The organism is Providencia sp. PROV156 (assembly GCF_028480905.1).
Taxonomy (GTDB): domain Bacteria; phylum Pseudomonadota; class Gammaproteobacteria; order Enterobacterales; family Enterobacteriaceae; genus Providencia; species Providencia hangzhouensis.
Genome location: NZ_JAMPPE010000020.1, coordinates 69,679 through 90,944, shown reverse-complemented (window position 1 = coordinate 90,944; position 21,266 = coordinate 69,679). Strand labels below are relative to the sequence as shown.

Genomic DNA, 21,266 nt, shown 5'->3' with positions numbered 1-21,266 from the left:
AAGTTAGAATCAAGCACCATACTATCATTGAGATAGCTTGTGATAAAAGGATGAATAAAGGATGAATAATAGCCCGCTTATCAATAAAAAAATCCCTTAAACCGAAGAGTAACGAAAAGTTTAAGGGATAAATGCGCGAGTCTAATTAGAAGTATAAAAAGTAGAAAGTTACGACAAGGTTAACGATTGCGGCAACTGCCATTGGGATTGCCGTTCGTTTTACTATTTGGAACGGCGAAACCCCTGCAATTCCTGCAATTGCAACAATTGCTGCAGTGATAGGTGACACAGTACGCCCAAAGCTTGTCATAATTTGCATCGGTAAAATGAGTGTCACCACATCCACTTTAAGGAAAGCAGCAATTTTCGGTGTCAATGCAGCAAAAGAGAAGAATGCTGCATTCCCTGAGCCCATCAGGAAAGCCGCGAGTGCAAGGATGGCACTCATAACAATAATCATCGCACCAATACCAAAGCCGGCATCTTGAGCTGCGCTAATTAACGTATCCACCGCCCCACTTTTGAGTAATCCATTTGCGAAAAACTCCCCTGAAACAATCAAAGAAACGACTAAAACAAACTGTTTCCCCATTCCTTCAAAGAACAACATAAAGCTGTCCATGACGGCTTTCGCATCACGTAAACGGACGTATTCAAAAATCAGTGCAATGACGGTACTGATAATCATCGCGGTGGTAACTTCCAACTTAATATATGGGTGTAATAATGGGCTAAACCCGATAATTAGGATCAATGGAATAACTGGTAACAACGCATAAGACAATGGGACTTTATTACCGCCATCTTCTTTAATAGTATCAATTTTGCTCAAGTCAAAAACAAACCCTTCACGCTTATCCCACCAACGCTGAACAAAGAAATGGGTGATTGCCACTGCAATAATAATAGGGATAGTTACGGGTAATTGGTGTTGAACAAAGTAAACAGCGGGTTCAATATCCGCGGTTTTCGCTGCCATAATGACATTACCAGAACCGGGTCCATGGTCGATAAACTGGCAACAACCGATAACCGCTAAAGCAGAGAGTGGGCTGATTCCCGAACGAATTAATATAGGGTACATTGTCACCATTAATAACATCCCCAACCCTGCATGGCTTGGAATGAAAATCACCAGAACTTGCGTCACTAGAAATGAAATCACTAATAGCAAATAAGGTGATTTAATGGTCTTTAGCGGCTTTTCAAAAATAGCAAATAATGCGCGACTAGCTCCCACATGCTCCATATAACGGGAGAATCCAGCAATCGCCATTAATGTTAACCCTAAGCCAGCTAATCGAGAGCTCATGATATCAGTAAAAATTTGGAAGATATCAAAGTACTTAAAATGCGTGGTTTTATTTTCTGGTAACAATGAATTAAGATCTAAAGATGCGGTTAGGAGCAACAAAAGTAAGCCCCCTAGCAACAAGACTGGCTGAGGTTTATAACCCCGAGCCAGCAGGTAAACAACCAGCGCTGTAACTAGCGCGGCAATGATTAAACCTGTCATAGAAGAATTCCCCAGTATTGGTGCAGCTTTATTGTTATTGATTTAATGTTGAAAATGCTTGTGTAATATCCGCTATCAAATCATCCACAGACTCCAAGCCAATATGTAAACGAACAAAAGGCCCATGACCTTCGCTCCAATCTGATGCTGTTCTTGCGCCGACTACGTTAGCGGGTAGTGCGAGGCTTTCGAACCCACCCCACGATGCGCCAATACCAAACAGGGCTAGAGCATCAATAAAGTTTTCTGTTTGCTTCGCGGTATATTGTTTTTTGAATTCAATGGTTAATAAGCCATTACTACCTTTGCAGTCACGCTTCCATAAATCATGGCGTGGATGAGATGGCAATTCAGGGAACCAGACTTTTTCCACTTCAGAACGCGTTTCCAGCCATTGCGAAATCGCTAGTGCAGCTTTGCCATGCGCAGCTAATCGCTGCCCTAAAGTACGCATCCCTCGTAAAACTAAGGCAGCATCATCGGGGCTACTGGCTTGACCTAAAGCTTCTGGCAAAGCGCCAATTTGTTTCCACGCTTTTTCTGTCGCAACCATAATTCCCATCATCACATCAGAGTGCCCACAAAGGTATTTTGTCGCTGCAATCACAGAGACATCTGCGCCTAATTCCAACGGGTTATATAGCCATGCTGAACCCCAAGTGTTGTCAACACCCACTGGGATATTTCTTTCATGTGCAATACGGCATATTTCGGGTAAATCCAACATTTCATAAAGTAATGAACCTGGGGATTCAACAAAAATAAGTTGTGTATTACTTTGAATTTTTTGCTCAAAATCTGAAGCATCTGTTTTAAAGAAGCTGTAGGCGATGTTATTTGGTTTTAAAAAAGCATCGGCTATTTTACGTACAGGTTCATAAACAGAATCTGCAAACAATACGTGCCCACCACTGTGTGCATAGCCCATAATAGTGACTGCAATCGCGGCTAGACCCGTAGGAAATAATTGCGCTCTATAGCCCCCTTCTAATTCAGTCACCAGGCTTTCGAGTGCAAATGCGGTTTCTGTACCTCGCGCACCGTAACTTAAAACACGTTCCGTTGCGCGGCGATCGCGAACATCACGCCAGCTTTTAATTGAATCAAAAACAATAGTACTCGCTCTCATTACTGGCGGATTAATTGGTCCTGATGTTGTAATAGGTTGTCGTCCACTATGTATTAATTTTGTATATTTATTTAATGTCATTGTTTATTTCTCCAAATATAGAAATAGATTCCCTAGTAATTAAAAGGAAGGTTATTTATTTTTAAAAGTTCGATTTCATATTATGTATATCAAATTACTTTCCTTTTAAAACATGACTTATTTAAAAAGATGATCTTCATCATATAAATGAGCATTAATTAAATTAATGAAAACTTAAGAGAAAATTAAGAATTAAAATCGATATGTAATAAACAATAAATTAAAATATAACAAATTGATTTAAATGGAAAAATAAATACATAAGAAAGTCTTTTATTAACATTAATCTTATTAAGGTGTTTATTTTTATTTTTTATTGCATAAATAAAGCAACTCTCTAACAAATAACCACCTTTTAATTTTCAATATTATTCTTATACAGGGGAATATTATGGGTACCAGTGTTTTTGATTCTGTATTATTAAAAAACTTATGGTCTACAGAAGAAATGCGCGCTATTTTTTCTGATAAGGTCAGAATGCAAAATTGGCTTGATTACGAAGCTGCATTAGCGATTGAACAAGCTGAATTAGGTTTAATTCCAAAGCAAGCCGCAGAGGTCATTGCTGATACGGCAAAACTTGAAAAGTTAGATATGGATTTCATCTTAGAGCAAGTGCGTTTAACTCGTCATCCACTTGTTCCAACCATTCGTGGTTTAGAGCATGCTTGCCCTGAACATTTTGGTGAATATGTCCATTTTGGGCCCACGACACAAGATGTTATGGACACAGGCTTAGTGCTTCAACTAAAAGAGGCTCATAACATTTTTTTACGTGATATCAAAATATTAGGGCGTTCTCTATTATCGTTAAGCGAAAAACATCGCAATACACCAATGCCTGGACGAACCTTAGCCTTACAAGCCCTACCGATTACTTTTGGCCACAAAACTGCTATTTGGTTAACGGAATTAGCACGCCATTATCAACGGTTAAAAGAAATCGAACCTCGCTTATTCGTTGGTAGCGTTGTTGGCGCTGTTGGAACTAAGGCCTCATTGAGCGACAAAGCAGATGAGCTTGAAGTTCGTGTATTAAATCGACTCGGTTTAGGCACCCCTGAGATTTCTTGGCAGCCGGCTCGTGACCGATTTAGTGAATATGGCATGCTGATCGGTTTAATTAGTGGCACATTAGGGAAAATTGCCAATGAAATTTTATTATTAGCCCACAATGAAATTGATGAACTTTCAGAGCCTTTTAGTAAAGGTCAAGTTGGCTCCTCAACGATGCCACACAAGCGTAACCCTGCCATTGTCGAAAATGCGGCCTGTGTCAGTAATACATTGAAAGCTAACCTTTCTGTGCTTACCGACATGATGAAACACCAACACGAAAGAGATGGTGCGATTTGGAAGATGGAATGGAAAGTGATGCCAGAAATGTGCCTGATGCTTTCGGTGATCTTCGATAACATGAAAACTGTATTAGGGGGATTAAACGTACATACCGATAAGATGCGCCAAAATTTAGATATTTTAGGTGGATTTATGCTTGCTGAGCGCGTCATGTTTGCGCTGTCAGACAAAGCGGGTAAACAAACTGCCCATGAAATTGTTTATGAAGCTTCTATGTCTGGCCAAGAAGAAGGCATCACCTTTATTGAGGCCATTAACCGTGACACGCGCATTCGTGACCATATAACGCAAGAAGAACTTGATGCCCTATTAGACCCAACGACCTATGTAGGGAATGCACCTGAACAAGTCACTCGAGTAATAGAACAAACCAAAGCATCCGGTTGGCTTAATGACTAATTCATTTTAGCAAAGTTTAAATCTCTACTTTCTTAAAGCCAGTCAAGTGCTGGCTTTTTCATTCACCAGAGGTATCTATGACATTAAGCCAACAGCTAAGCCAATTTATCACATCCCTATCATTTTCTGATATTCCACCGCAAGTTATTGAACGCGCCAAATATCATTTACTCGATACATTAGGCGTTGCACTTGCCGGAAGCCTCCAACAAAGCGCAACACAATGCCGTAAGGGAGTTGCTTATTTACCTGATCATCAAGGAAAAATTCCAATTTGGGGAAGTAACCAAACCGTTTCAACTACCACCGCCGCTTTAGCAAATGGTATTTCTGCGCATGTATTAGATTTTGATGATACACACACCGACTCAATCACTCACGGTAGTGCCGTACTTACTCCTATAGCCTTTGCACTCGGTGAACATTTACAGGCGACAACAAAAGAGATCCTTACTGCATGGATTATTGGCTGGGAAGTCGCAGCCAGAGTGGGATTAGCAAGTCATAGCGGGTTTCACCTACGCGGCTTCCACTCTACAGCTATAGCGGGTATTTTTGGTGCGACGGCTTGTGCAGCTTCATTACTCAAATTAACTCGGGAACAAACAGTTAACGCTCTAGGCCTAACAGGAAGCCAAGCCAGTGGTGTTGCTGAATACCTAACCAATAGCTCGTCAGCAAAATGTTTTCATGCGGGATGGGCTGCGCAATCAGGCATTATTGCAGCTTGTTTAGCTAAAGGCGGAATGACAGGGCCAGAAACTATTTTTGAAGGACGCTATAGTCTGTACCAAACACATGGTCTCCGTGAAAAGGCACATCCCGAGCAAGTCGCCCAAGACTTAGGTAATGTTTGGCAATTCATGAATGTTTCCATTAAGCCCTACCCTGTTTGCCATTTTGCTCATGCCACCGTCGATTGTGGGAGACGATTATTACAACGAGGAATAACCCTCGATCAAATTGCAAAAGTAGAATGCGTTGTCGATCCCGTTGCAGCGGCCTTAATTTGTGAGCCACCAGAACAAAAATGGGCACCTCAGAGTGCCTATGCAGCGAAATTTAGCCTCCCGTGGTTGTTTGCCGCTGGTTTTATCGAAGACAAATTAACATTAAGTTTGCTCTCTACCGAAAATTTACAGCGAGCAGATATCCAAAACCTCGCGAAAAAAGTCAGCTATCGTTATCCCACTGAAAATGAAATTCCTTTCCCAACCTATTTTCCCGGCCTAATTTTTGTCACATTAACCCATGGTGAGACAATAACGGAACGATTAGATATCCAATACGGTAACCCACAAAATCCAATGTCTTTGGAGGATATTGTGAGCAAATTCTATGACAATGCAGGGCTGGTAATGAAAAATGAACAAGCTGCGCAGCTTGCTAAAAGTGTATTATCTTTTGAAGCGAAAACTATATCGGCTATCACACAGCTATTGCGTGTTGGTCTTTAATAAGACCGACTAACGAATAGAAGCCCACACTGAATGGGCTTCTATTTTTCCTTCCTCTTATTATTCATTTAACTGAGCAATAATTTGCTGTAAATGAGCAATAGCAACATCATTGAGAGGTTCTTGTGGAAGGATCGGGTCACCAACATTAAACCCTTGAATGTTTAAAGATGCTTTAATACATGACGCTAATGCATATTGCGTAAAAGCTTCGTTGATTTGCCACATTTCTTTCTGTTTTGCTAACGCTGTATCCCAATCCCCTCTAGTGGCCAACTCATACAGTTCAACACACTGTTTTGGCAACACACAGGCAGGACCCGCCATCCAGCCCACACCACCTAATTTAATGACTAATAAAGGAATATGAGCTGAGGCACTAAAAATTTTAACCCGCTCACCGAAGGTGTTGAGCATCGTTAATAACCTTCCAGTATTACTCGATGCATCTTTAACATATTCGATATTAGGGATATAGCTTAATTCATTCAAAAGAGAAATAGACAGTACATCCCCCAGCAAACCAGGGTTGGTATAGACCGTCATGGATTTTTCAGGAAAAGACTCCGCTATTGTTTGGAAATAACCCAATTGGGCTTTATCACTCAGAGGGTACATTTTTTGCGATATCAGCACCATGCCATCCACACCTAAATTGGCATACTGTTCCGCTTGAAAACATGCATCTGACGTTGAGAAACTGGCAACCCCCGCTAATACAGGTACTCGCCCCGCAGCTTGATCAACTGTAATGCGAACCACCTCATTTCGTAATTCCTGTGACAAATATGCGTATTCACCAGTGCTCCCTAATGGGCTCAATCCGTGAACTCCGCTCGAAATGAGGTGCTCAATTAGGTGACGAAGAGATGATTCAAGAACAGTACCTTTAGTTTGATCGACTGGTGAAACAAGATAAGGAAAAATACCGTGAAAATGGGTCATAATTATTCCTAATTTTAGTTGTTATGGGAGATAACGGCTGTTTGTTCATTTTTTAATGAGTTAAAAAGAATTTGTGCGGCTTTGGTTGGGCTTTTTGAGTTGAGATACAGGTTATATCGAATTGCCGGAAGTACTGGTAGCCCTTCATCCTCACCGAGTATGCGTAAATCCTCCCCTGAAAGCTCAATTGAGCGAGCCATAATACCCAATCCCGCCCTAACCGCAGCGCGTGCCCCAGATAGTGTTGTCGCCATATAAGCAATGCGCCAAGGTATTTGCTGTTGTTCGAGGTGATTGATCATCATCTCGCGATAAGTACTCGGCTCATCTAACACAACTAATGGCAGCGGCTGCTCTAAGTTAAAACTAAAATGTTTCCCGCAATACCATAGTGAAGGGGAAACACGTAAGACAATTTTAGGGTAGCCAACATGCTCCTCGGTTGAGATCGCCAAATCGAGTTCATTATCCTCTAACATTGACATAAGAAATGGGCTGCGCTTGACAATAATATCCATGATTAAATTTGGATAAGCTCCTGAAAATCTGGCTAATAAATCAGGCAATATAGTATTCGCGGTGTCATCTGGCGAACCAATTTTTAATACTCCGTCAATTTCTTCATAAACTAGTGATAAACATGCCTCATCATTAAGACGTAAAATACGGCGGGCATAGCTCAATAGTTGTGTACCAGAGTCCGTCAATGCTTTATTTCTGCCCTGCCGGACAAATAACTCCTTGCCAATGAGTGACTCCAGCCGTTGCATTTGTTGACTCACCGCTGATTGCGTTCGGCAAACAGATTCTGCGGCGGCGGCAAAAGTTGCACCATCAACAACCGCAATAAAAGTGCGAAGTAAATCAAGCTCTAAATTAAAAATAGGACGTTTAGCAGCTGGCATTTTAGTTATCTCTTTTCTTAAGGTGTGTGGTGTCATCCAACAAAAGTGTTTAATTTACATACTAAGAAGAAAGCCTTAAATAATCTATGTTAGAGCTCAATAGTTTGGCTCTAAATTGTAGCGACTTAATAATAAATTTGACTACCTGAATATCCGCCATAATACGATTGATAAAGTAGCTACAGATGGAAAGACATAACAAATGGTTATTTATAGGCGATTCTCCTCAAAAGAGTTTGCCATCAGATAAACTTAGTCAGTAATTTCATTCGGTATCCCCAATTTCAAAAGTCACTGATTGATTTTGTGTGTAGTGACGTGACTACTTCACACTCAATCAAAAATGTTGCCCGAACTGCCAAAAGGGGATTTTATGTATTGCTGCGAAGAATGTTACAGAGGAACATCGGCTTAAAATAGAAGAGTGATTTGCATATAAACAATTTAAATATTAATGGATTTTAATAATTATAATGCTATTCATTTTATAACCTAACTCACCCCTATATTCTGTGTATAATTAAGCACTAATCCCAATTTTGTTGAGAGAGCTGCTATGGCTGGTGTGAATAAAACTCATCTGACTGAAACAGACATCATCACTAAATTTATCCTCCCTGCAATTAAAGATGCGGGTTGGAACTTGATGTCGCAGATCCGCCAAGAAGTCAAACTTCGCGATGGTAAAGTCGTTGTGCGTGGTAAGCTAGCAGCACGGTTGACAGTGAAATCAGCCGACATAGTGCTCTACCATAAGCCGGGGTTACCACTTGCAGTCATAGAAGCTAAAGCGAATAAACACGAGATGGGAAAAGGGATGCAGCAAGGGCTAGATTACGCGCGCCTACTCGATGTCCCTTTTATTTTTGCTTCTAATGGTGATGGTTTTATCTTCCACGACAAAACAAATCCTGCGCAGCTTGAATCCGAAATTACACTCGACGATTTTCCAACACCTGAACAGCTTTGGACTAAATACTGTATTTGGAAAGGTTTTACCGCTGAACAATTGCCTGTCATCAGCCAAGACTATTACGATGACAGTAGCGGCAAATCCCCTCGTTATTACCAGCTACAAGCCATTAATAAAACTGTAGAAGCCGTTTCTGCTGGGCAAAAACGTGTATTACTCGTAATGGCGACAGGTACTGGCAAAACCTATACCGCATTTCAAATTATTTGGCGCTTATGGAAAGCTAAAAATAAAAAACGCATTCTGTTTCTTGCCGACCGCAATATCCTTGTCGACCAAACTAAAAATAACGACTTCCAACCCTTTGGTAGCGTAATGGCAAAGGTGACTGGTAGAACAATTGACCCAGCTTATGAAATTCAATTGGCACTCTACCAAGCAATTACAGGCCCAGAAGAACACCAAAAAGCCTTTAAGCAAGTTGCTCCCGATTTCTTTGATTTGATTGTTATCGACGAGTGCCATCGCGGTAGTGCATCGGAAAACAGCGCATGGCGAGAAATTCTTGAATACTTCAGCAGTGCGACCCAAATTGGCTTGACTGCAACACCAAAAGAAACCGATGACGTTTCCAGCACTGATTACTTTGGCGACCCCGTTTACACTTATTCACTTAAAGAAGGCATCGAAGACGGCTTCCTGGCGCCTTATAAAGTGGTTCGAGTCGATATCGATGTCGACTTACAAGGTTGGCGCCCCACTAAAGGCCAAGTTGATAAACAAGGCCAACTGATTGATGACCGAATTTATAATCAAAAAGACTTTGACCGCACTATGGTGATTGATGAGCGTACCCAATTGGTCGCACAAACCATCACTAACTACCTAAAACGCACTAATCCTATGGATAAAACCATCGTTTTTTGTAACGATGTTGACCACGCTGAACGTATGCGCCGTGCGTTGGTAAACCTAAACCCAGAACAAGTGCGAATAAATGAAAAATACGTGATGAAAATCACTGGCGATGACGACATCGGTAAGGCGCAACTCGATAATTTCATCAACCCGAAAAAGCCTTACCCAGTGATTGCAACCACCTCAGAACTGATGAGTACGGGTGTGGATGCGCAGACCTGCAAACTGGTCGTGCTAGATCAAAACATTCAATCCATGACCAAATTTAAGCAGATCATCGGGCGTGGAACACGTATTAACGAGAAGTTCGATAAACTCTGGTTCACCATTCTCGATTTCAAAAAAGCCACCGAACTGTTTGCAGATGAGCGCTTTGATGGCGTGCCTGAAAAAGTGATCCGCACAACACCTAAAGATATTTCCGATCCTGAATCGGATTTCAATGAAATACTCGAAGGTGAAACGTCAGAAAGCGAAACGTTAGATAACGACGTATTTATGGGCGCAGAAGAATCATCCGCTCACTATGGCGCCACATCAGAAAGTGCCAATGGTGCTTTCGAAGAGTGCGAAGAAAACAGAATTCGCAAATATCATGTCAACGGCGTCACCGTAAAAGTACTGGCAAAACGCGTTCAATATTACGATGCCGATGGTAAATTAGTCACCGAATCCTTTCAGGACTATACCCGTAAAACGCTTCTCAAAGATAAAGACTTTGCCTCTCTTGATAACTTCATTCGAAAATGGCACTCTGCCGAACGCAAACAGGTTATCATTGATGAACTTCAGCAGCTTGGTGTGCTTTGGGAAGTGTTAGCAGAAGAAGTGGGTAAAGACCTTGACCCATTCGATCTCCTTTGTCATGTGGTTTATGGTCAACCGCCCCTGACGCGTAAAGAACGGGCTGACAACGTGCGTAAACGTAATTACTTCACCAAATATTCAGAACCTGCACAGCATGTACTCAATACCTTGCTGGATAAATACGCGGATGAAGGCGTGCAGGAAATCGAAGATATTCAGGTGCTAAAACTAAAACCGTTCGACAGCCTAGGCCGTCCGCTAGAAATCATCAAAAGTAGTTTTGGAAATAAACAAGCATACGAGCAAGCCGTCAATGAACTGGAAGACCAAATTTATCAGTTACCACCTCGCCAGGCCTAATAACCCATATTATTTTACCACCGTGAGCCACCCGCTCCCGGTGGCTTCATTTTTACCAATGGAATACAAACATGTCGATTAGCTCAGTCATTAAATCCTTACAAGACATCATGCGCAAAGATGCAGGTGTAGACGGTGATGCTCAACGCCTTGGGCAACTGTCTTGGCTATTATTTCTGAAAATATTTGATACTCAGGAAGAAGAGCTTGAACTCGAGCAAGACGACTACCAACTCCCTATTAACTCGCGTTACTTGTGGCGTACTTGGGCGGCAAACAGCGAGGGAATCACAGGGGATGAACTGCTCGAATTCGTTAATGACGATTTATTCCCTGCTTTAAAAAACCTGACCGCGCCTATCGATAAAAACCCACGGGGCTTTGTGGTGAAACAAGCGTTTAGCGATGCCTATAACTACATGAAAAATGGTACGCTCTTACGCCAAGTCATCAATAAGCTGAATGAAATCGACTTCAGCAACAGCACCGAACGCCACTTATTCGGTGATATCTATGAACAAATTCTACGCGACTTACAAAGCGCAGGTAACGCAGGTGAGTTCTATACTCCACGTGCGGTCACTCGCTTTATGGTCAACCGTATTGACCCGAGATTGGGTGAATCGATTATGGACCCAGCGTGTGGTACTGGCGGCTTCCTTGCCTGTGCGTTCGACCATGTGAAAGAGCATTATGTTAAGACAACTGAAGATCATAAAACGCTACAACAGCAGATCTTTGGTGTTGAAAAAAAACAGCTCCCACATTTGCTGTGCACCACGAATATGCTACTGCATGGTATTGAAGTTCCGGTACAAATTCGTCATGACAATACATTAAACAAGCCTCTATCCGCTTGGGATGAGCAATTCGACGTCATTATTACCAACCCGCCATTTGGCGGCACTGAAGAAGATGGGATCGAGAAAAACTTCCCAGCAGAAATGCAGACCCGCGAAACCGCTGACCTATTCCTGCAATTGATCATTGAAGTGCTGTCCGATAAAGGCCGTGCAGCCGTAGTTCTGCCGGATGGCACACTGTTTGGTGAAGGCGTCAAAACCAAAATCAAAAAACTGCTGACCGAAGAGTGCAACTTACACACCATTGTTCGTTTGCCAAATGGCGTATTTAACCCATATACCGGAATCAAAACCAATATTCTCTTCTTCACCAAAGGCCAACCAACCAAAGAAATCTGGTTCTACGAACACCCCTACCCTGAGGGAGTTAAAAACTATAGCAAAACCAAACCGATGAAGTTTGAAGAATTCCAAACAGAAATCGACTGGTGGGGCAATGAAGCCGATGGCTTTGCAAGCCGTGAAGAAAACAATCAAGCGTGGAAAGTCAGCATTGATGAAATCATTGCCCGTAATTTTAACCTCGATATCAAAAATCCGTATCAAGGTGAAACGATCAGCCACGATCCCAACGAATTACTGGCGCAGTACCAAGCACAACAAGCTGAAATCAGTAAACTGCGTCATCAGTTACGCGATATCCTCGGTGCTGCATTGACTGGCAATAAGGAAACAAACTGATGACCGTTGAGAAACTGATTACCGACCATATCGATATTTGGTCTTCTGCACTACAAACTCGCTCCACCGCAGGACGTGGCAGCAGCGGTAAAATTGATCTTTATGGTATTAAGAAACTGCGTGAGCTGATCTTAGAACTGGCAGTACGTGGTAAATTAGTACCGCAAGACCCAAATGATGAACCCGCGTCTGAGTTGTTAAAGCGTATTGCAGCTGAGAAAGCGGAGCTGGTGAAGCAAGGTAAAATTAAAAAACAGAAGCCGCTGCCAGAAATTAGTGAAGATGAAAAACCGTTTGAGTTGCCGGAGGGGTGGGAGTGGACTTCATTAAATGAGATTGCATTAATTAACCCCAAAATAGAAGTAACAAATGATGAGCAAGAAATCTCTTTTGTCCCAATGCCTTGTATTTCTACACGATTTGATGGTACACATGACCAAGAAATAAAGAAATGGGGAGAAGTAAAGAAAGGCTATACGCATTTTGCGGACGGAGATATCGCTTTGGCTAAAATAACACCTTGCTTTGAAAATAGTAAGGCTGTCATTTTTGAGGGCTTAAAAAATGGAGTGGGTGTGGGTACAACAGAATTACATGTTGCTCGCCCATTAAGTTCTGAACTAAATCTTCAATATATTCTACTTAATATAAAAGCACCTCATTATTTAACTATTGGTGAATTACAAATGACTGGTTCAGCGGGTCAAAAACGTGTACCACGAAGTTTCTTTGAGAACTACCCTATTCCGTTTCCACCAAAGACTGAACAAGCAAGAATAGTAGAAACATTCTCGGAACTAATGTCCCTCTGCGATCAACTGGAACAACAATCACTAACGAGTCTAGAAGCGCATCAGCAACTAGTTGAAACCCTGTTAGCGACGCTTACTGATAGCCAAAACGAAAAAGAACTCGCTGAAAACTGGTCACGAATCAATCAGCATTTCGACACGCTGTTTACCACCGAAGCGAGCATCGATGCACTAAAGCAAACCATTTTGCAATTAGCAGTGATGGGTAAACTGGTTCCACAAGATCCTAACGACGAACCAGCTTCTGAACTGCTTAAACGTATTGAACAAGAAAAAGCGCAGATGGTGAAAAACGGTAAAATTAAAAAACAAAAACCATTACCACCGATTAGTGATGAAGAAAAACCTTTTGAGTTACCGCAAGGGTGGGAATGGTGTCGCTTAGGAAATCTAGCCCATAATTCAGAAGCTGGCTGGAGCCCTCAATGCGAGGTTTCACCAAGAGTTGATGACAATTGGGGAGTGTTGAAAATTAGTTCCGTCACATGGAGTGAATTCAATCCTAATGAAAATAAAGCTCTTCCAAAACATTTAGAACCTAAAATAGAATATGAAGTCAAAGCAAGGGATTTTTTAATTTCAAGAGCAAATACTGCCGACCTTGTAGCTCGTTCTGTCGTAGTTCCTGACTCTCCACCGAACCATTTAATGCTTAGTGATAAAATCATTAGGTTTCAATTCTCTAAATTAGTCGATGCTAACTATATTAATTTAGTCAATAACTCTAAGTATTCTCGAACTTATTACTCTGAGGTTGCTGGTGGAACGAGCTCTTCTATGAAAAACGTATCAAGAATACAAGTTTCTTCCTTACTGGTTGCCTTACCTTCTTATAACGAACAATTAAATATAGTTGAGAAAGTGCGCAATTTGACATTGCTATGTGAACACCTCAAATCTAGACTGCAATCCGCCCAACAAACCCAGTTCCACCTAGCAGATGCGCTCACCGACGCAGCATTAAACTAAGGAACAGACGATGCCGATTAATCATGCTATCTGGCGTGTGGGTGATAATCCCCAACCGCTAACGACTAGCAAACTTGCCAGCGAACAACTACTGGAAAAATGATTTTAAACGACCCATCCATTCTCTCTGACCAATGGATAATTGAGAACACGTCAAAATTAGAAGTTGATTTAAGACAGCCTCTTGTAGAGCTTTCTATTCAACTCAAACAAAGTGGCTTAATTACAAGAGGGTGAAGAAGAGTAAATCTTAGGTGATAAGGATTTAGACAATTTAGGTTTTGTTAGTTTATGGGGAAACTAGGGGAATTCACATTTCCCTAATATCGTCCCTGATTTGGCGATCAAATTAACTATCCCTCTGCAATAAGCCAATGAAAAATGAAGGCAACCTATTGAATATCATAGATTATAGCCCTATTACCTCAGTAGTGTAATCAGGGCTTTTCATGTGTCAGACTGGGTTATCTATTAGGATCCATAATCTCATTTATATTTTCATTGAATACTATCAACACTTCTCATAAACTTAACCTAAGCTAAATTTTAGAAAGGGAATTAACATGGCGTATAAATATGATCCCGTATCAAAAACACTCATTGATGCGGACGCGAAATTTAGCTTCGAAGAAGTACCTAACTATGATTAGCTTTATTATCAAGCTAATCTAATAAAGATTAAAGGTATTCTTAACAATGAAAAAGACGATGATAATGTTGCTGCAGTAGCTACAATTGAAGAAGCAGATTATATTTTAAAGAATATGTCCACCCCGACGCCTTTCAAAGACCCTAAAGAGGCTTTATTTGGTATTGGTGATTTTATTTCTAATTACTCATCAAATATCTATGAGGCTCATCGTGTTACTAGAATTATCAATGAATTTAGAAATATTAATATCCAAGCAACTGAATATGTTGGCCCAAACGGTAATGTTTATATTCGCCTATCTGGGCATGCTGGAGTTAGAGCTTACTTAAATGGGACTCGGTATTTAATCAACAATCCTCGCATTCTATACATGGGTGTAGGAACCCAAGGTATGAATAACATATCCGTTGGTGCAACTCGATTCGCAATCGTTTTTTCAGCAGCTTACAGAGTAGTAGAATTAATATTCAAAAGTGAATATTCACTAGTGGATTTTTTTGTGAACATCACCATGGATATGGCAAAATTAGCTATTAGCACACAGATAAGTACTGCCATTGTAGGAGGTTTAACAACCGCAGGATTAATTACAGGAGGAAGCGTTATTGTCATATCCGTGGGGATATTTTTACTAGGAGCAGCAATCGCTTATGCTCTGTATAAATTAGATGATGAATTCCAAATTAGTGAGAGTATTATTAAAGCCTTAAAAACTCACAGGCCAAGAAAACCTGAAACACCTTATCACCCAGACCAATTTTTCTCACAGTGGGGGAGGTTCAGTCGTGGTTAAAATAAACCCATTTAAATTGTATTTAATTGCAGCGTTTCTTTTATTTTTAGCTTTATTTTGTTTCTATAACTCTATCATTTATTATAAAAATTATTTCATGATGAAAGATAGAATTTTATTTTCATTTCAAACTGGTCTACTTTGTTTTGCAGCACCTTTTATTATTTATTTTTCATACCTATCTTTTACATGTGGATATACAAAAAAACCACAAAAAATGAATAATAAATTAGCCAGTTTGTTTGCCGGAATCGGGGTAGTGGGTATCATATTTAGCTTTTTCTTTTCCGCCTATGTCAGCATTGATTTAGCATCGAAAGGCTACTACACCTGCTACAAGCCATCTATTTTCGCGCCAAATGAATACGTTATATCAAAAGAGATGTGTAAGTAATATTCATCTCTTTTGATACTAAAAACTACTTAACCATCTCACTATTAATACTGTAGCTTGATGTGTTCGCCATTAAATGACTTCTTGATATAGATTCGTATTTCATTTGAACCCGTTGATATGGCATGGATTCATTATCTTTTATTGAATCAGGAAATATGTCGGAAATCTCAATCAAGGAAACACCAGTAAGTTTGATTTCATAATATCTTTCAAGTTGACCAGCTTGACTTGTTCGGTAAAACATAAATTTTGCTTCTAAAACTTCATTACTATCCAAAGCCACTGAAAGTAAGGGAGATGATTTATCAATCGGCTTAGTAAATACGACGGGTTTATATGAAGCATTCTGCTCGCGAAAGGAACCACTATTTAAGCCGATTATCTGAATTTCGTCTTCATGGCCGACCTGATAACGATTACCGATTGAATCCTGAGATGAGCACCCTGCCGAAATCAAACCTTGGCTTTTACCTTTTAACACTAAATACGTCGGATATGCCATACTCTCTCCTGTAATCGTTGGCCTTTAACTATTAATTGTTCATATTACCTGAATTTAGGTTAAGTACACCAATTTAATTCACGTTTAAAGGCTGAATCAAGAATGGGTAAGAGTGAAAACCTACAGCCCTTTGTAGGGCTTGGCATATGTCAGGCAGGGTTATTATCTAAGAACAGAGGCATTTTGTGGCTGTACGCGTTGCTGGAGGCAGGGAAAGCCATAAAATCTAGCTTAAAGGCTCATCTACAGCAGTTAAGCAGCCTAAGATAAAGCTCTCCGCTATCGCCATGCGTTTGGGCTTTAAAACCTCTATTTGCTTAACGTTGAGTGGCATTGAGGGGGGCACCTATAACAATCGAACTGAAGTGCCCCTTATTTGGCCCCTTTTGGGGATGGACATCAAGAGACGTTATAAGATGCCACTGGATAAAGTTGTCATTAATTTTTTTTAGATATTTTTTATTTTATGGATGATTTGAGACGTTAGCATACGTCAAGATAGTGCGAAGGCCGGACTCGCTTTTTGTAGGCAATGCATTGTTTTTGTTGGTTATAAATTTATAGATATTTTTTTGTATACTTAAATATATACTCATCACTTTATGGACTAAATAAATTTCTAAGCAAAGCAAAAAATTAATGTAGCCCACTGTCCGACGATTTGAATACTATGTCTTTGCTAAGTGAACGATGAAACGAATCAAGTTTAAAACAATATCCGAACTCACACTAGCTAACGTTAAAATAATAGTCAAACCGTGTAAGTAACTTATAAAAATGATGTATTTGACAGTTTCATAAGTGGAGTTTCCTATCTTAAATGATTCTGGGGAGTAGGAAAGGTACATATAGAAATACCAAAAAACTAAAGAAATAATACTCGGTATAAGGAAATACAGCAATACACGATAAACCAAGTTTATGCGTGTTTTAAGATAGTAGTAATATACCGGAGCCAATACAATAATATAGAGCACTAAAGCGAGGTTTAGTACCTTATGGTAGGCAAAGGTGACTGGTGCATGACTAGCAGTTTCACCATATATTCTAAAAAAGAGTTGATGTATTGTTTCGAGATAATAGAAAGTAATCCCCAAGCAAAGGGAGATATAAGATATAAGAGCCGAATAGTGCTTATAAGATTGGTCGATGTGGTGGCGTGGTAATGAAAACATGCGGTACAACACCTTTTTTAGATTGAATATTGAGTAACAGTTCTTTCAAGCCCCAAGGGGCAAAAAACTCAGCCGGAATATCAGCAAATATCCCTCCACTCTCACGTAAAACACGAGCCACATTCTTTGAGCATGTAAGCATGTATGCAGTTTCAGATTCAAAGAAAACAATATCTTTCATTCTTTCCATTTGGCTTCGAGGAACAATAAATTCAAAAATAACAATATCATCTCCATCCTCTAGATGGTATTTTAAGTAGCTGTCCCAATCAAATTGCGGGTATTCAAAAAAATCCCCTGATCCTCTAAAACTTTGTATTGAACCTCTGCATGATACTTCCTCGCATCCTTCGTAATTGCCCGCAGGGTCATACAACAGTGCATCTTCTCCCTCACCTATAATCAGCCCAGCATGACCTATAAATACATTGTTAATCATCACAAAAATTCGCGCATAGTCGCCTTGCCCATTCGCTATAGCAGTTTGAAGTTTTGGGTTATTATCTCTGATGATAGGAACTTGCCGCCGAGTAGTAAAAAGATCATTTCTCACTCAAATAACTCCATTTAAATATTATTGCTGATACTATAACCAGAAGTGCTAGCGGCATGATGGTTAGCTGTAATACTTTCGTATTTTAATGAAATAGTTTCTTTCGGGTATGCTTCGTTATCAGTTAGTGAGTCTGGATGGATATTGTTAATTTTAACAATCGATGCCTTAGTTAACTTCACTGTTTTGTAATGCAATAATCCTCCGCTTTTATCAACGCGGTGATATTTGAATTCACACTCAAATAACTCATTGTTAGATATGCTAGAAAGTAATAATGGGGAGGCTTTATCGTCCGCTTTAACAAAAACAAAGTGAGCATGGGATACATTCTGTCTACGTGAAAGCTCATAGTCAGTGGAATACACCAGAATTTCATCTGTATGATTTTGTTGGTATCGATTTCCTATTGAGTCATAAGTTGAGCAACCAGCAGAAATAAGACCCTGTTTGTTTCCATTGAGAGTAAGATAGATGATATCAGCCATAATTCCTTTCCCATATGTTAATTTAACTTAATTAACACATTTTATTTAGGTTATGGCAATTAAAATTGCTGGAAAAAAATCTGAAATAAGGCACATAACAAACTAAGCACATCATTTTATGAAAAATAATGTGCTGCCATTATTAAATCCTTTCTCTTCCAGAAAAATGTTCATGCATCTTTTCAGTCATCACCCACAGCGCCTTATTCAATTTGATATCCCCATCAATTCCATTCACTGAACGAGTGCGAGCTCGCTTACCTTTTGCATTCCTGCCTGATAATCCGCCTTTGATTAAATTCTCCTGCAAACGTTGGTATACCGTCCAAAGATCATCTTTTTTACCTTCCCAACGGCGAGGCGGCATCTCTTTTCTCTCTGGCTTCTGCGAGTGAAATATCAGGGTAAACACCCAGCGCTAACATTTTTTGCTTACCGCCAAAGCGATACTGTAAACGCCAATATTTTGAGCCGTTGGTATGTACCATCAAGTGCATACCATCACCATCGGTCAATTTATACGATTTATCCAAAGGCTTGGCAGCCCTGACTTTAGCATCAGTAAGAGCCATGATTTATCTCCTTGTGTTGGTACAAACTATTATCGAATCGAGAGATACCAACACATATACCAACAGCAGGTACTTGATGTGGGTTGACCTTAGTATACTTGGGAAGACTGAAAAGTGGGGAAAAGCCTTGTAAAACTGGGATTTCAGATACAAAAAAAGACGTCGGTTGACGTCTCTTGATGTTCTTATGGTGCCGAAGGCCGGACTCGAACCGGCACACCCGAAGGCGGTTGATTTTGAATCAACTGCGTCTACCAATTCCGCCACTCCGGCACGAAGTGATGTGTTTCTTGGAAAACGCTGCCATTATACTTGCCTTGTGTCTACTGGCAACACTTATTCGTGAAGTTACAGTTTGTTCGATTAAAAAAAAAGCATATTCCTTAGATCTGATTAAATCACTGGGAAAGCTTCTTTTGTTTATATATCTATTAATGAGTATGTTAACTTCTCCCAAATTATTTTTCTTATCGCAAGGCTCTGTGGCTGGCGGCAGGTCATTATTTTTGTTAGTTTATCTGCAATCTAATGTCAATATTTAAGGTTTAATCATGGGTTTTGTTGGGTGGATAGCAACAGGTATCTTTATTGGCATCTTAATTGGTGTCGTAATGAAGATTTTCGCTAAGAAAAAATAATATTGGCTGAAAGGTCATTTGCAAACAATCATATCGGCTGGCTTCCAACATGAAGAAATCATTTCTAAAAATTCTGTCTGTATCTGCATTGTCTTTGGTATTAATGGCGTGCTCAAGTAAGACAGAAAAAGCACCAAAGTTTCTGCAAAGTAATGATATTGAATCCTCAGATTGGCAGGTTTTTGAGGGAGATAGAAGGACTTACGAGCGCGTCGCTAAGATTGTCGATTTGTATGCTAACCGCATTTTTAATGAAAGCAATGCACGGGGCATGGCAATCATTGTTATCGATAATAATCAGGCGTTATCACGCTATTATGGTGAAACCGCACCTGGCAATGGTAAAAAGCCCGGCCCAAATTCATTAATTCGCATTGCATCAATTACCAAATTAATGACAAGCGAAATATTAATTAAGCTCGAACAGGATAAGAAGCTGTTAATTACTGATCCGTTACAGCAGTATGCCTACCACGGCATTAATGTGCCTGATAATGCCAGCGGGCAGCCTATTCGCTTATATCATTTAGCGAGCCATACCAGTGGATTACCTCGAGAACAACCCGGTGGAAAATGGGGCCGCCCTGTTTTTATTTGGCCAACTCAAGATAACCGTTGGACATGGCTAAAAACAGGTAAGCTAGATGCTACACCAGGCACAGAAGCTTCTTATTCCAACTTAGCATATGACTTATTGGCTGATGCGATGGTTAAAGCTTCGGGAGTCTCTTATCCCCAATTATTTAACCACTATGTGACATCTCCCGCCAAAATGACAAATACCACTTATTCCCCTAACAATGCGCAGTGCGCACGGTTAATGGAAGGAACAAAACCAAGCCCTTGCCATAACACACTCGCGGCAGCAGGAAGTGGTGGCGTGTATTCTACCCCTGCAGATATGCAAAAATGGATGCAGCAATTTTTATCGACAGACAGTAACTTAAGAAAAGTCACCGCAGCCCGTGAGCAAGGTATCTATTTTCCACGTGAAAAGCTTTTGGAAATTAAAGGGATGGATGTTGCAGGCCATGCTGATGGACTCGGTCTTGGGTGGGTGTATATGAAGCCTAAAAATGGTACTCCGGGAATTTATCAAAAAACTGGCGGTGGTGGTGGGTTTAATACCTATATGGCGATGATCCCACAGCAAAATATTGGGGTATTTGTGGTGATGACCCGCAAAGATAACAGTAAATTCAGTAAATTAACAATTGGAGTTAACGAACTGGTCGCTTCACTGTCTGCTAACCATGCGTATGAGAAACATTGAAGGAGTACCGCCGAAGCGTTACAAGCAATGGCGAGTTACACCCCAACCTTAAAACGTGGATTTACCCGCGTTATTACATTAATTGCGACAACAGCCTGAGATATTCAG

At 40.4% G+C, this 21,266-nt stretch carries 15 protein-coding genes, 1 tRNA gene and 3 pseudogenes; 9 read left to right on the top strand and 10 right to left on the bottom strand.

Features of this window, described 5'->3' with window-relative positions; genetic code table 11:
- Positions 1-145: 145 nt before the first annotated feature.
- Positions 146-1,516 carry a C4-dicarboxylate transporter DcuC gene (gene dcuC / locus PSF31_RS15085; RefSeq protein WP_047756434.1) on the bottom strand — a complete coding sequence of 457 codons (1,371 nt, stop codon included), beginning with the start codon at positions 1,514-1,516 and terminating at the stop codon, positions 146-148.
- A gap of 34 nt (positions 1,517-1,550) precedes the next feature.
- A complete protein-coding gene (gene metC / locus PSF31_RS15080) occupies positions 1,551-2,726 on the bottom strand; it encodes a cystathionine beta-lyase (RefSeq protein WP_004264200.1) in 1,176 nt (391 codons plus the stop codon).
- Between the two features lie 391 nt (positions 2,727-3,117).
- Between metC and purB the strand changes: the two genes are divergently transcribed.
- Together purB and PSF31_RS15070 are read left to right on the top strand one after the other, a co-directional pair.
- On the top strand, positions 3,118-4,485 hold the full coding sequence (purB, locus tag PSF31_RS15075; protein ID WP_094961545.1) for an adenylosuccinate lyase: 1,368 nt from the start codon (positions 3,118-3,120) through the stop codon (positions 4,483-4,485).
- 77 nt (positions 4,486-4,562) lie between these two features.
- Complete coding sequence (locus PSF31_RS15070) at positions 4,563-5,942, top strand: MmgE/PrpD family protein (RefSeq protein WP_094961544.1); 1,380 nt, start codon at positions 4,563-4,565, stop codon at positions 5,940-5,942.
- Between the two features lie 60 nt (positions 5,943-6,002).
- Here the strand turns inward: PSF31_RS15070 and PSF31_RS15065 are convergent, their stop codons facing one another.
- Positions 6,003-6,887 carry a dihydrodipicolinate synthase family protein gene (locus tag PSF31_RS15065; RefSeq protein WP_094961543.1) on the bottom strand — a complete coding sequence of 295 codons (885 nt, stop codon included), beginning with the start codon at positions 6,885-6,887 and terminating at the stop codon, positions 6,003-6,005.
- 14 nt (positions 6,888-6,901) lie between these two features.
- Positions 6,902-7,792 carry a LysR family transcriptional regulator gene (locus PSF31_RS15060; protein WP_036958742.1) on the bottom strand — a complete coding sequence of 297 codons (891 nt, stop codon included), beginning with the start codon at positions 7,790-7,792 and terminating at the stop codon, positions 6,902-6,904.
- 556 nt (positions 7,793-8,348) lie between these two features.
- On the opposite strand from PSF31_RS15060, the gene hsdR reads away from it, so the two are divergent.
- From hsdR to PSF31_RS15030, 6 genes and pseudogenes are all read left to right on the top strand, one after another.
- Entirely contained in the window at positions 8,349-10,790 is a 2,442-nt protein-coding gene (gene hsdR / locus PSF31_RS15055; protein WP_096864300.1) for an EcoAI/FtnUII family type I restriction enzme subunit R, read from the top strand.
- A 71-nt stretch (positions 10,791-10,861) separates the two neighbouring features.
- The gene (locus tag PSF31_RS15050) at positions 10,862-12,334 is read left to right on the top strand and encodes an N-6 DNA methylase (RefSeq protein WP_136134075.1); all 1,473 of its coding nucleotides are present in this window, start codon (positions 10,862-10,864) and stop codon (positions 12,332-12,334) included.
- A complete protein-coding gene (locus tag PSF31_RS15045; protein ID WP_176489309.1) occupies positions 12,334-14,115 on the top strand; it encodes a restriction endonuclease subunit S in 1,782 nt (593 codons plus the stop codon). The genes PSF31_RS15050 and PSF31_RS15045 overlap by 1 nt, the downstream gene beginning before the upstream one ends.
- 10 nt (positions 14,116-14,125) lie before the next feature.
- A pseudogene (locus PSF31_RS15040) lies at positions 14,126-14,289 on the top strand (nuclease); the annotation flags it as partial.
- Between the two features lie 590 nt (positions 14,290-14,879).
- Positions 14,880-15,560, top strand: a complete 681-nt coding sequence (locus PSF31_RS15035; protein WP_232062931.1) for a hypothetical protein — start codon at positions 14,880-14,882, stop codon at positions 15,558-15,560.
- Positions 15,553-15,954 carry a DUF1240 domain-containing protein gene (locus PSF31_RS15030; RefSeq protein ID WP_094961538.1) on the top strand — a complete coding sequence of 134 codons (402 nt, stop codon included), beginning with the start codon at positions 15,553-15,555 and terminating at the stop codon, positions 15,952-15,954. The genes PSF31_RS15035 and PSF31_RS15030 overlap by 8 nt, the downstream gene beginning before the upstream one ends.
- 25 nt (positions 15,955-15,979) lie before the next feature.
- On the opposite strand, the gene PSF31_RS15025 is transcribed toward PSF31_RS15030, so the two are convergent.
- The 6 genes and pseudogenes from PSF31_RS15025 to PSF31_RS15000 form a co-directional block, all read right to left on the bottom strand.
- Positions 15,980-16,459 carry an Hcp family type VI secretion system effector gene (locus tag PSF31_RS15025; protein ID WP_094961537.1) on the bottom strand — a complete coding sequence of 160 codons (480 nt, stop codon included), beginning with the start codon at positions 16,457-16,459 and terminating at the stop codon, positions 15,980-15,982.
- Between the two features lie 1,134 nt (positions 16,460-17,593).
- Complete coding sequence (locus PSF31_RS15020; RefSeq protein WP_176489310.1) at positions 17,594-18,187, bottom strand: hypothetical protein; 594 nt, start codon at positions 18,185-18,187, stop codon at positions 17,594-17,596.
- A 14-nt stretch (positions 18,188-18,201) separates the two neighbouring features.
- Positions 18,202-18,675 carry an Hcp family type VI secretion system effector gene (locus PSF31_RS15015; RefSeq protein WP_096864301.1) on the bottom strand — a complete coding sequence of 158 codons (474 nt, stop codon included), beginning with the start codon at positions 18,673-18,675 and terminating at the stop codon, positions 18,202-18,204.
- A gap of 142 nt (positions 18,676-18,817) precedes the next feature.
- Positions 18,818-19,039, bottom strand: a pseudogene (locus tag PSF31_RS15010) (DUF932 domain-containing protein); the annotation flags it as partial.
- Positions 19,026-19,247 (bottom strand): annotated as a pseudogene (locus PSF31_RS15005) (Arm DNA-binding domain-containing protein); the annotation flags it as partial. The pseudogenes PSF31_RS15005 and PSF31_RS15010, both read right to left, overlap by 14 nt.
- A gap of 188 nt (positions 19,248-19,435) precedes the next feature.
- Positions 19,436-19,520 (bottom strand) — tRNA-Leu (locus PSF31_RS15000).
- A gap of 414 nt (positions 19,521-19,934) precedes the next feature.
- Here PSF31_RS15000 and ampH point away from each other — a divergent pair.
- Positions 19,935-21,158, top strand: coding sequence for a D-alanyl-D-alanine-carboxypeptidase/endopeptidase AmpH (gene ampH, locus PSF31_RS14995; protein WP_096864302.1), 1,224 nt, complete (start codon positions 19,935-19,937; stop codon positions 21,156-21,158).
- Positions 21,159-21,266: the final 108 nt, after the last annotated feature.